General features: G+C 50.2%; 9 protein-coding genes. 6 read left to right on the top strand and 3 right to left on the bottom strand.

Annotation, left to right across the window (positions count from 1 at the left end):
* Positions 1 to 82: 82 nt before the first annotated feature.
* A complete protein-coding gene (locus PQG83_RS12175; RefSeq protein ID WP_312741381.1) occupies positions 83 to 1666 on the top strand; it encodes a hypothetical protein in 1584 nt (527 codons plus the stop codon).
* A gap of 96 nt (positions 1667 to 1762) precedes the next feature.
* A complete protein-coding gene (locus PQG83_RS12170) occupies positions 1763 to 3325 on the top strand; it encodes a hypothetical protein (protein WP_312741378.1) in 1563 nt (520 codons plus the stop codon).
* Between the two features lie 104 nt (positions 3326 to 3429).
* On the opposite strand, the gene PQG83_RS12165 is transcribed toward PQG83_RS12170, so the two are convergent.
* The 3 genes from PQG83_RS12165 to PQG83_RS12155 all read right to left on the bottom strand — a co-directional run bounded on the left by PQG83_RS12165 (position 3430) and on the right by PQG83_RS12155 (position 6744).
* Positions 3430 to 4182: an endonuclease/exonuclease/phosphatase family protein gene (locus tag PQG83_RS12165; RefSeq protein ID WP_312741376.1), complete on the bottom strand. Its 753-nt coding sequence runs from the start codon at positions 4180 to 4182 to the stop codon at positions 3430 to 3432.
* Positions 4183 to 4677: 495 nt separating this feature from the next.
* A complete protein-coding gene (locus PQG83_RS12160) occupies positions 4678 to 5937 on the bottom strand; it encodes an acetate/propionate family kinase (protein WP_312741374.1) in 1260 nt (419 codons plus the stop codon).
* Between the two features lie 186 nt (positions 5938 to 6123).
* Positions 6124 to 6744, bottom strand: a complete 621-nt coding sequence (locus PQG83_RS12155) for a cation efflux transmembrane domain-containing protein (protein ID WP_312741372.1) — start codon at positions 6742 to 6744, stop codon at positions 6124 to 6126.
* Positions 6745 to 7375: 631 nt separating this feature from the next.
* Between PQG83_RS12155 and PQG83_RS12150 the strand changes: the two genes are divergently transcribed.
* From PQG83_RS12150 to PQG83_RS12135, 4 genes are all read left to right on the top strand, one after another.
* Positions 7376 to 7960, top strand: a complete 585-nt coding sequence (locus tag PQG83_RS12150) for a GNAT family N-acetyltransferase (RefSeq protein WP_312741369.1) — start codon at positions 7376 to 7378, stop codon at positions 7958 to 7960.
* Positions 7961 to 8186: 226 nt separating this feature from the next.
* Positions 8187 to 9329 (top strand): pentapeptide repeat-containing protein, encoded by a 1143-nt coding sequence (locus PQG83_RS12145; RefSeq protein ID WP_312741366.1) that lies wholly within the window; start codon positions 8187 to 8189, stop codon positions 9327 to 9329.
* 1194 nt (positions 9330 to 10523) lie between these two features.
* Positions 10524 to 10844 (top strand): hypothetical protein, encoded by a 321-nt coding sequence (locus PQG83_RS12140; protein WP_312741363.1) that lies wholly within the window; start codon positions 10524 to 10526, stop codon positions 10842 to 10844.
* A 92-nt stretch (positions 10845 to 10936) separates the two neighbouring features.
* Positions 10937 to 11356: a hypothetical protein gene (locus PQG83_RS12135; protein ID WP_312741359.1), complete on the top strand. Its 420-nt coding sequence runs from the start codon at positions 10937 to 10939 to the stop codon at positions 11354 to 11356.
* Positions 11357 to 11384: the final 28 nt, after the last annotated feature.

The raw sequence follows: 11384 nt of genomic DNA, 5'->3' as shown, positions 1-11384 counted from the left end.
ACGTCAATGAACCAAATGGGCCCAATTATTTAATCTTCACGTATCCTTCAAAGGGTACGTCTTACTGTAAGGAGGAGTCGTCATGCCACAGGTTGAACCGAGCGTTATGCTTAATTCGATTATGGGGAAAATCTACAATGTGCTAACCAACGGGGATGATACCGTCCCCAAATCGGAAGACAATTTTTTTAGTTGGTGCACACCCGGATTGGCTGTTGAACCTGATGATTTTGATTTTTTAACACAAGGGTTAACGGGTGTGGTGAAAAAGAAAGCCCTGAAGGACATGGTGATTGAAGGTGGGGCCGGAGAAGGTGAATCAAATCAGCCAGAGTTGACACCGGCAGTATTAGAAGGATTGCGTGCACAAGATGCCAGCAAACAGTATATGAATGCAGAAAGCTTTGCGCGGCTCGTCGATTTTGTCCCCGACCTGGCGGCAACAACGAATAATCAATTCGCGGCCATGAGTATCATGAACAATGAAGGATCGCTTTCAGAGCGTTTCGAGTACATTTTACGCATGAGCCAGATCATGGAAACTAAATTAGATGAAAAAACAAAAGAAAAAATTGAAAAATTCAGAGGGCTGCTCTCGACGACGAGGGTCAAAAAGAATCTTGTGACTGATGAAGAGGTCGAGGTCTCAGAACCCAGTGCCTTAGTGAATCTGTATAACCAGAAGATGACGGAATATGAAGCGGCGGCATTGGCATACAACAGTGCCCGCATCGATGCCCTGACAGCCGACAATGTCAAAGCGGTGCATTATTGGGGGATGAACGCCAATATTCTGCGCAACAGGGTCAAGGCAGCTATGGGAGATTGGGTCAGTAATGGGTACAAAAATGATTATGAAGGCATTAACGCGTTTATTGATCAGGTTATGAGACGGGATATGGCACTGCTGAAAGCTCAATATCAGGATGATTTGGAGAAAGCCAGAATCACCGGGATGTCATCCGGAAGCGATTTCTTCTATACCTCGCTCGTGCCCAGCAACCCCATGCAGGCGGCAGGATGGACCAATTTTAGTTTCCAATCTTCGGATTATAATAATTCCTCCAATTCCAGTTACCAAATGAAACGGTCTAAGACCAGTGCCGGAGGGGGATGGTTAGGCATTTTCGGCGGTGGCGCGTCTGCCAGCAATGCCAGTGGACAATCGGAATCTAAAATTACGTTTGACAGCAACCAATTTTATATGAATTTTTCGATTACCCAATGCCAAATTGTTCGGCCTTGGTTTAAAACAAGTTTTATTAATAGTAAGTTGTGGCGCTTTGACCAAAATAATCCCGAATCATCAAAGCAAATTGTTAGTGACGGCGGCAAACCTGCAACAGGACTCTGCCCGGCTTATCCCACTGCCATCATTTTCATCAAAGATCTCGTGATAGGCTTTCGGAATAGCAGTGGTTTTTCAGAGGCCGCACAAAGTTGGCAACGGTCGTCGGCGAGTGGTGGTGGCGCCGTGCATTTTGGGCCATTTCATTTCGGTGGCTCGCATGGACGGAGTTCTGCCAGCGGAGAACGGTCCTCAAAATTCCACTACGATTCGGAAAAACAAGAAATGCGAGTGCCGGGTCATCAAATCATTGGATTCAAATGTCATGTGTTACCGAAGAGCCCTGATCCGTTAAGCGAAATCACTGATTGGATTTAACTCTCGAAGGAGCCCCGCCTCAAAAATAAAAGTTGGGGCGGGGCTATCAGGGGAATGCGGGAATTCGACCAACATAACTACTTAATGAGGTAAGACATGGCTATCGACTCTATTGTGCAATTGGCCTTGATGTCCAAAGCCAAAAAGGTTTTTGAAAAGGAAGGAACGTTTCTGAGTTTTCCTGTGACACCGTTGGCCTATACCAAAGAAGATCTGGATTTCTTTTCACAAGAAACTGGGAGTGATCTTCTCAAGAGCAAGGCTAATCTGGCTGCATTTTCAACGCTCGTGAATCTGATTCCCCATGATGAGGCCTGGCTACCCACCGAAACACGCTTTTTGTGGAATGAGTTGGAATATGTGTTGAGAGAAGGCAGGCTTGCATCTTCGACGCGTACACCGGAAGAAGAAGTGGCCTATCATGAGGCATTGGCCTTTCTGAAAGTACCCGGTGAGGGAGGCCTTTTACAGGACAGCCCGAAGGTCAGGGTCTATAACCAGTATAAGGATGCCTATATTATGGCTGAGCAGGAATTCATGGAGGCGAGAAGTACGGGTGAGGCCGCAGAGGATGAATCCGAGAAAAAACACTGGCGGGAGGTCGATGAGCCTGCGTTTCGGGCAAAGCTCAAAGATCTGGATAATCAGTGGATCCTGGAGGGTTACAAGAATGAAGTCAATATTGCCAGAAGTCAGTACCAGAATCTTGGAGCCAAATCTCCCACAATGACCTGGGATGAGTGGAAAGGATGTTTTAATCAGGACCTCGACAGTGAGACCACTGCGCAGGATAATTTTACGGTTTTCCCAAGCAGCTTTACCCCGTCAAATGCCTTGGAAGAAGGTTCGTGGAATCCCTTTTCTCTCAGCGAGGCGGAGATCAAAACATTGGTGAATGAAGCACCGGCAGATCTCCGCGAGCGATTTTCGGCTGATGGAAAAGTGTCCACGATGAAATCTGTGACCTTGGAATTCAGTTCTGCGGCCATCAAGCGGTCCTGGTTTGACTCTGAAATATTCCGGGCACGGTTCTGGCGGTTGTCAGATTCGACCAAGGTTTTTTCTGACGGTGGCAGTCCGCCTTCCGGAGATTGTCCGGCCTATGTCACGGCAATCGTTTTTGCACGGAAGGTGGTCGTCGAGGCAAAACAAACCCCATCAACTTCTTCCAACCCGAAAATGTCTGTAGATTTGCGTTTTAACTATGCGGTGAAGGATCAAAATTCGATAAAAAGAATAAATCCTGCTGTCCTGCAAGCCGTGCAACCGCAATTGATGAAAAGGCCGCCGATACCACCACAACACATGAAAGCCCAACCTGTGCAACCCTTAATCATGAAAATGCGGCCCCAGGCGATGGCCTCGTTTAAGTCAACGGCCATCAGGGTGCCAACTCAGCCAACCAGAGGGAATGTCTTGGTAAAACCAGCGGTCATGACTCCAATGATCGCTCGACCGGCTTTTCCCCGGTCCATGGTGACCCTGAAGGCGTCGGCCTATACCCGGTTGCCGACGACCCCGGTTCGGAGGCCGGCGCCACGTCCTGCAACGCCGGCATCGCCTCCGGCCACCGTTCCTGACAAGAACATTTATATACTGGCGTTCATTTGTAAGCCGTTACCGAAATGCCCCGATCCCGATATGGCCCTACAGTGGTGATTCAGAAAGGAGAGAGAGTGGTGAAGGCAAAGGATTTCTTGGGACGACATTCATTCAAATATCGACGTTCGGATCAACCGTCCGGAAAAAATGCAAGCACGAGGTCAGAAATGAATGCGAAGGTCCGCGACGAGCGGAAGGTGATCTGAGGCGATGAGTGCAGCACGAGATTTCGGAAGGTGCACATGGCTCACGTCAATCCGGCCCTCATAAAAAATATGGTCGAGATGCAAGAGGGGCAAAAATCCCGGATAGGTCCGTCGTCGTTTGACAAAGGGGCGAATGTCCAGGCTCTGAAATCGTGGGGTGAGGATATCGGTGGTCACACCACGCCCCCACTCGTTGAAATCCCCGAGAATGATTTTCGGTCCGGCCCCTCGATGCTGGTCCAAAATCATAGCCAGGTGCTCCGCTTGATACTTGCGTTCCCGCAAACCGGTCCCCATATGCACGTTGTAGACATGTAAGGTCTGATTACCCAACCGGAGGTCAGCGCGTTGACAACATCGGCCGCGCCGGGTTCTCCAGGTCAAGTCATGTTGTGCATCATTGACGATCGGGAATCGGCTTAAAATCATGTTCCCAAAGGGATATCCGTGACGCAGCCTGGCAGATGCCATGACCCATCCCATCCCCATCAATGCACCAAGCAGTTCATCCTGTCCCCGGCCCTTGGGGCCAAGCCCCAGGACTTCCTGGAGGGCAATGACATCCGGATGCAGGTCCGACAGAACTTCCGCAATCCGTCTGGGCATGATTCGACGATCCATCCCGCAGCACCGGTGAACGTTATAGGTCACGATCCGAATGTCGAGGGAAGTCGGCGATAAGGGAACCTGTTGAAGTGTCCGGGCCATGGGTGAATGAAAAATCTTTGTAAATCAGGAAGTGGCGATTGCTATAGAGACCATATCATGCCGCGATACTGATCGGAGGCATTAGAAAAAAATCACATTTTTATAATTGGCAAATTACAGACCAGCAGAGAAAAATGCCGTCCACAAATTTTGTGGATAACTTGGTGGTTAATGGCCAGGACAGGCCTCTTTCCGATGGATTGATAAAGAAATGAGCGGAATGCACATATTTTGGGCATTGTATGAAAAATATTTTTCGATACTACATCTAGGGGTGAGAAATTTTTGGCGTAGTCGTAAAGGTAGATTGAAGATTATGTCTTGACTTTTTTGATTTAGTTGATCCTCGGGAGTGTCTTCAAACTCTCATCATGATCATCTAAAAATGGTTTATCCACAGAATGGATGTTGCCTTGTTGATAATCAACTAAATGAGAATGGTTTTGTCAGCTCCTGAAGGGCATTTTCGTCTGGCCAATACGTTTTCGCTTGTGTTCATCGGACATTTCTCAGGCATTGAAATGTTTCACGGGCCACCCACGATTCTTCGTCGGTTCCAATCACCAGCAATTGAATAGCGGATTCCTTGCTATGAATGGGAATGGCCTCTCCTGCCTGCACTTCAGAGGCCTCGAAATTTCGAGGGCTATCCAGTGAGAGACCGCACCAGTCCATTCCCTGGCAGATTCGAGCGCGAATGTCAGGAGCCCGTTCACCAATGCCGCCGCCAAAGACGACCGCATCCGCTCCACCCAAGGTGGCCAGATACGCCCCCAAATATTTTCGTGCCCGATGACAGAACACCTCAACGGCCAGAGTGGCGCGAGGATCCTGTCGTTCCTGGACCGCCTTCAAAAGTTGACGCATATCGGAGGTCTGGCCGGACAAGCCCAATAGGCCGGATTGTGTATTCAATTGATGGTCGATCTCTTCTATCGAAAGGTGTCCATGTTCGGCGGCGTATCCAATAATGGCCGGATCCATATCGCCACATCGTGTGCCCATCACCAGACCTTCTAACGGTGTGAATCCCATTGACGTGTCAACCACGGCTCCATTCTTCATGGCGGTGACCGAGCAGCCCTGCCCCAATTGAAAGGTGATGAGACGGGTTGCCTCCAACGATCGACCGGAATAGCGGGCATAGCTGTGGGCCAGAGACGCATGGGCAATTCCATGGAAGCCAAAGCGCTCAATGCCATGCTGTGTCGTCCATTCCCGGGGAATCGCATAGGTGCGGGCATGTTCGGGAAGCGTGCGATGAAAGCTGGTATCGAAGGTCGCCACGATGGGTATCTGTGGACCCAGTAGAGCACGAATCTGATAGATGCCTTCCAGGCAGGGTGGATTATGGAGCGGAGCCAAGGGGCTCAATTCTTCAATTTGGCCCAAGACGGTTTCATCGATCAGGACAGATTGTGTAAACCGGTGTCCGCCATGCACCACGCGAACGCCGACCGCATCAATGGTGATCCCGGATCCTCTTAAGGTTTCTCCCTCTGGTGTCATCAGGCCTTGAAGGCTTTCCCATACCCAACCCACTGCCTGTCCATGGTTCAGCATGTTTTGCCGGGTGTAGGTACATGGGGCGCGCTCGGGAGCACTGATCTTCAGTGAGGCCTCTTTCCCGATACCTGTCACAATCCCCTGCAGTAACGTATTGGGATTGGTTTCGGCCTCGGACGAAGATAGCGGGTAATCAACCAGCCGGAACTTCAAAGAGGAACTGCCGCTGTTCAAAATAAGAATGCGCATGGAACGATTATAGAACGTTTGCTGAAATGGGCGTAAAACACGTTAATCGGTAGGGAACCATGAGAAACAAGCGGACCGTCAACAAGAAGTTATCCTGTTCCAAGGGCGAAAGATCGGTGCTCAGATGGAGAATCCAGGATTCTTTAGGATCACGAGGAGATGTGGTGCCCAAAATTAAGCGTCCATTCAGGTCTGAATGACTCGAAGCTCCTCCTTCGCACCCCGCAAGACGAATATCGACGACCGCAGAAAAAGGGCCGCGAGTCCCAAACCCACAAGTATATCCGGCCAGCCTGAACCGGTGAACCATACGCCCACGGCGGCACACAGCACCGACATATTCGCAATAATATCGTTACGGGAACATAACCATACGGAACTCATATTGATGTCATCTCCCCGATGTCGCCAGAGCAGCACAAGGCACAGGCTATTGGCGGCAAGCGCAAGCAAGCCAATAAGGCCAATGGTCTCGAAGACGGGAACATGGGGAAGAATCATTTTATATATCGCCTGCCCAAACACGAACAGACCAAAGGCCGCCATGATGCCGCCTTTGAGAAGAGCGGCCTTGGCTTTCATTCTTGCGCCGCGCGCGACAACGTAAATACTGAAGCCATAGACCAGAGCATCGCCCAGCATATCCAGCGAATCAGCGATCAAGGAAACAGAACCAGCGAGCAGTCCTGCGATCAGTTCGACGAAGAACATAACCGCATTAATCGCCAACACGATTTTGAGTATCGAGCTTTGGCGATCTTGAAGCACCTCGATTTCACACGCTTTGTCATTGCAACAATCAGCCATAGTTGAATCTTTGAGAATTTGTAGCGGGATAATTAATGAAGCCTAACACGTTAATGAATTCATTGTATCAAATGAAATTGTGTGAGCCTTGAGCGAGAAACCGCATTTCTCAGTATCTTGATTTTTCCAAAATCCTCATTAAAGATTTGTGCCAGAATGAGCGAAGATCACCGTGGCACAGGTGGCTAAACATAAGATAAAAAAGCCATCAACCTATTGTCATCCTGAGCGGGAGGCAAGGGATCTGTGCGCAGGTAGAGCAGACAGGTTTCAGCGAGATCTTGGTCATCATATTTTCTCATCCGGACGGGAGCAGATATTTGACTGGCAGTGAGCGAAGAAAGATCTACGAAAGCGCGATGAATGAATATCAGAATTCTTGACATATTTACACCATTGTACAAAAATGCCGTCGCATCGAGACTGGCTGAATCGTGTGGCCCTTGTGTTTCGGGGCACATATGAGTGACCGAAAATGGTATGGAACAACATGAACAGGGGAATAGGTTAAGCGAAACCAAAAGAGTTTAACAAAGCGCTGCACGCGGCATTTGGCCTCAGTCACGTTTGCTCGCAGTTCCTGTGGCCATAGTCAATACCTTCCCACCCTACCATCATTCCAAGAGGGAAAATGTCCGCACCGTCAGCAACATGCGCATCCTTTTCCGACTACGAGAGAACAATCGCCACTCTCGTGACCGCGTTTATCTCCGATCCGTTCATTCGCTGGATGTTTCCCGACGCAAAGCAGTATCTGCATTACTTCCCACAAGCACTCAAAAACTTTGCTGGACGCGCCTTCGACCACGGATCGGCCTATCGTTCCGAGGACTTTAAAGCCGCAGCGCTCTGGCTCCCTCCCGGCGTCAGCCCTGACGAAGAGGGGCTCGGCACGGTCTTGCAAGAAGGCGTGGCCACTGAACGGCAAGGGGAAGTCTTTGCCATATTAGAACAGGCAAGCGCCTCACATCCCCCGGTGGCACACTGGTACCTGCCTGCCATTGGGGTTGAGCCGATGTTTCAGGGCAAGGGGTACGCCAGTGCGTTGCTTGCGCAGGGCGTTGCAGTGTGTGATGGGGCTCACGTTGCCGCTTATCTTGAGGCGACCAACCCGGTCAATATTCCTCTCTATAGGCGCTTCGGGTTCGAGATTGTGGGAGAAATTCAGGCTGGCAGTTCACAACCCATTTTCCCTATGCTCCGTGCCGCACGTTAAGTGAACCCATATGGCCTTTATGGATTGAGAGCACACAGGCGTGACTGAAAATCCAAGGGAACGGCATGAACAATTAAGGGAGGAAGATGCTACCGAGAAATGCCAAGGATCATGTCGTTATTCTCGGGAATTCGATGGCGTATTTTATGGACCGAAAATGAGCAGATCCGGCTCTTATGCGGATTCGCCTAAACATTGTTAGGCGCACAGGTAGAGATATAGTCATATGGCAATCGCGCAGCCCATCCCGAGCGAGATTCGTGCCCTGTTGACGCAAGGGCCTGAGGGGGTCTCTGCCTGGAACGAGTGGAGAGACCAACATCCTGGAGTTCGCCCCGATCTGAGAGATTCAGATTTTACGGGCGTGGACCTGACTGGTGTCAATTTGAGTGAAGCTAACTTGAGTGGGGCCCGTTTGGACAACGTTAACCTAACTGGAGCGAATCTATGGCGTCTCTACATCTCCCAGGCTAGCTTCGAATCAGCCGACCTCAGCCGCGCGCATGTGGCCTGGTCGTATTTGGCCTATGTCAATCTCGATCGAGCGATACTGCATAGGACCGTGTTAAAAGAAACCAATCTAACCGGTTCCACTTTCAGAGACGCCGACCTTGAGGGCTCCGATCTTTCCGCGACCTACCTGTTCAGGACGAAATTCACGAACGCGAACCTGAGCAACGCCATTCTCGAGCATGCATCGCTTATCGAATGCGACTTGTCTGACGCTGTTCTTACGGGCTCCTTCGTTTACGGATTGTCTGCTTGGCAAATCCAAGGTAAGCCCAAGGATCAAACGAATCTGGTGATTACACCGCAAGGAGAGAACGACGTTGTCACGGACGACCTGCGGTTAGCTCAATTCCTTTATCTTCTGCTCGGTAACGAGGAGATTCGTGACGTCATCGACGTTGTTACCTCTAAGGTCGTGCTGATCCTTGGCAGATTTACACCGGAGCGAAAGTCGATCCTGGATGCGCTTCGGCGTGAACTCCGACTCGGAAGTTGGGTGCCTGTGGTCTTCGACTTTGAGAGGCCATCGAATCGAAATCTCACGGAAACGATATCGACGCTCGCTCACATGGCGCGATTTGTTATCGCCGACATTACGGAAGCGAAGAGCATCCCACAGGAGCTGCAACGGATCGTTCCGGGCCTGCCATCGCTTCCCATACAGCCGATTATTCTCTCGTCCACATATGAATATGGGATGTTCTCGGATTTCAGAGATTATCCGTGGGTTCTCACGCCCTATCATTATGATGGCTTAGAAGATCTGATAAAATCGCTTGACGATAAGATCGTCAGTCCAGCGGCCAGAAAGGCAGAGGACATCATCCAGCGGCGCAGGGAATTCCTGAAACAGATGTGAGGCGGATTCGAGAAACATTAAGAGTAGCCTAACTATGGCATGCAGCTAACAACGCTTCGGGCCGCAGATGATGCCGGGTAGGGTCTGAGGTCAGATCGGTTGTTGAATTACTGCCACCCCCTGTTCCTCGTCTCAGCGTGATGTTCTGTGTTGCCGGGTTTCGCCCCGGCAGGCGAGGTTTTGCCTGCTGCGTCTCGAAGAGCGCGACCATTGTTGTGGAGGCAAAAGGACCTAAAACCATTGACGCCCCCGCCCGTCTCATCTGATTGATCGGACGCTAACCACGGGAGAGCGGGCCAACTCGGCAGGCTCACACAAGGCCCGCCAGGAAAAAGAGCGTCCGACCATGGGACGGGCGGCAGGCAACGGATCAGGGGGGAATGGAACTTTTTTTTTAAGGGTATGGGAACAAATCTGTTGGTGACGAATTTCTGTCCACCTGTTCCAACTGCTTCTTTAAGCTTTTGCCTGCGGATTGCTTCCCCATTCCTTCGCACGAAACTCTTAACAACAGACTTGACCCCCTGTTTTCGTTGAATTTGGCCGGAATTTGTCAAAGGGCTTAGGATACTTTGCCTCCCTTTGCGTGTGTGCCATTGAGTGTCCACCAATGAGAAAACTATACCGGCCAGATGAACCGCAATCTTGCACCCATCATATTTACCCATCCGGACCGGAGCAGATTTTTGACTGGCAGGAGGCAAAGAAAGAGCTCTGGAGACACTATAAATGAAGATCTGAATCCTTGACATATTTACAACATTGTACAAGAATTCGTCGCATCGAGGCTGGCTGTATGGTGTGGTCCTTGTGTTTCGAGAGCACACATAAGTGACCGAAAATGCCAGGGGACTGCAGAACATTTAAGGGAAGCAGATGCGACCGAATGCCATTCGGGTGGACTCACTAGAAATGGCAAGGATCATGTCATTATTTTCAGAAAATTCGATGGCGTGTTATACGGACAGAAACGGACAGATCCGGCTCTTATGCGGATCCGTCTAAACAATGTTAAGAGATGCAGGAAACGCGATGTCACTTGAGAGCAAAGAGCTCATCTTTAGCAGCTCTGTATTCGACTGCGCTACTCGTATTCGTTTTGCAATTCGCACGCAGCTACCGACACGCATGGCCTAGCTCCGTGCTGGCGCGAACCTGGTCTGGTCTTTCAGTTCGATGGGGACCGTGGGTGGGATGCTAAGAAATTTTCGATCAGAAGCGGTTCTGAGAAGAGTGGTTCAACCCTATGAGGGCACCCTCCCTCTCAAAGGACGGAAAGTCTGTGCTCAATTTTTGCTCAAATGGTTGAATCACATGAACACGATTGTGTTGGGCCCCTTGTATTCAGACACCAAGCAACTTGCGTATACCTCGACATGCCATAGCGACCTCAGCCGGTTTGTCCGCGGAACACTAATCGATTCATGGCTTGAGGGACCGGTTGGTACGCACTGGAAACAACAACCGTTGCTGAGACCGCCTCCTACCAACCGCATGGAGCGGGTTCGGATATGAATAAAGTGCCGAGGAAATAATTTGAATGTCGCGCCGCTCATGCGGAGGAATATTAGGCGTTGCAGAGGCAAAGCCATCCAAAAGGAGACAATATGACACCCGACAACATAATTCAACTCTGGGCATCACTTGAGATCGCCAAGTTTCTGACATCTGAGGGCCTTCGCGCCACAGTCGAAAGCGTTCGTAACTTCTTTTCTTCGACCAGCCGAGGACAATCTATTCCGGCTGACGCTCAGGCTGTGTTCCTGACAGATGAGGGTATTGAATTCGTAGGCACTTTGCTTATTATCAGTAAACCAATTCTCGACTACATAGCCGACGAAATCAGAAAGGCCGAGACCGATTACCTTGTGTGTCTGAGGGGCGCCCAAAACCGTGGCGAGCGGAACAGGTGTGATCGAGACGCTGAAATCTATATTTGCGAGACTCTTGAACGAGCCAAGCTCAGGAATAACGGGATCTTACCAGCACCATTGGACCCTGTTTGGATACGTTATGGCTGTGCATAACTTAACCGCAAAGCCAAACCTCTAAACC

The organism is Candidatus Nitrospira neomarina (assembly GCF_032051675.1).
Lineage (GTDB): Bacteria > Nitrospirota > Nitrospiria > Nitrospirales > UBA8639 > Nitrospira_E > Nitrospira_E neomarina.
Note: the sequence above shows the minus strand (reverse complement) of the source record. Positions and strands in the feature narration are given on the sequence as shown.

Coding starts and splice junctions, on each gene's coding strand:
- PQG83_RS12175 (WP_312741381.1), top strand. CDS start 83: ATGCCACAGGTTGAACCGAGCGTTATGCTTAATTCGATTATGGGGAAA.
- PQG83_RS12170 (WP_312741378.1), top strand. CDS start 1,763: ATGGCTATCGACTCTATTGTGCAATTGGCCTTGATGTCCAAAGCCAAA.
- PQG83_RS12165 (WP_312741376.1), bottom strand. CDS start 4,182: ATGGCCCGGACACTTCAACAGGTTCCCTTATCGCCGACTTCCCTCGAC.
- PQG83_RS12160 (WP_312741374.1), bottom strand. CDS start 5,937: ATGCGCATTCTTATTTTGAACAGCGGCAGTTCCTCTTTGAAGTTCCGG.
- PQG83_RS12155 (WP_312741372.1), bottom strand. CDS start 6,744: ATGGCTGATTGTTGCAATGACAAAGCGTGTGAAATCGAGGTGCTTCAA.
- PQG83_RS12150 (WP_312741369.1), top strand. CDS start 7,376: ATGTCCGCACCGTCAGCAACATGCGCATCCTTTTCCGACTACGAGAGA.
- PQG83_RS12145 (WP_312741366.1), top strand. CDS start 8,187: ATGGCAATCGCGCAGCCCATCCCGAGCGAGATTCGTGCCCTGTTGACG.
- PQG83_RS12140 (WP_312741363.1), top strand. CDS start 10,524: ATGCTAAGAAATTTTCGATCAGAAGCGGTTCTGAGAAGAGTGGTTCAA.
- PQG83_RS12135 (WP_312741359.1), top strand. CDS start 10,937: ATGACACCCGACAACATAATTCAACTCTGGGCATCACTTGAGATCGCC.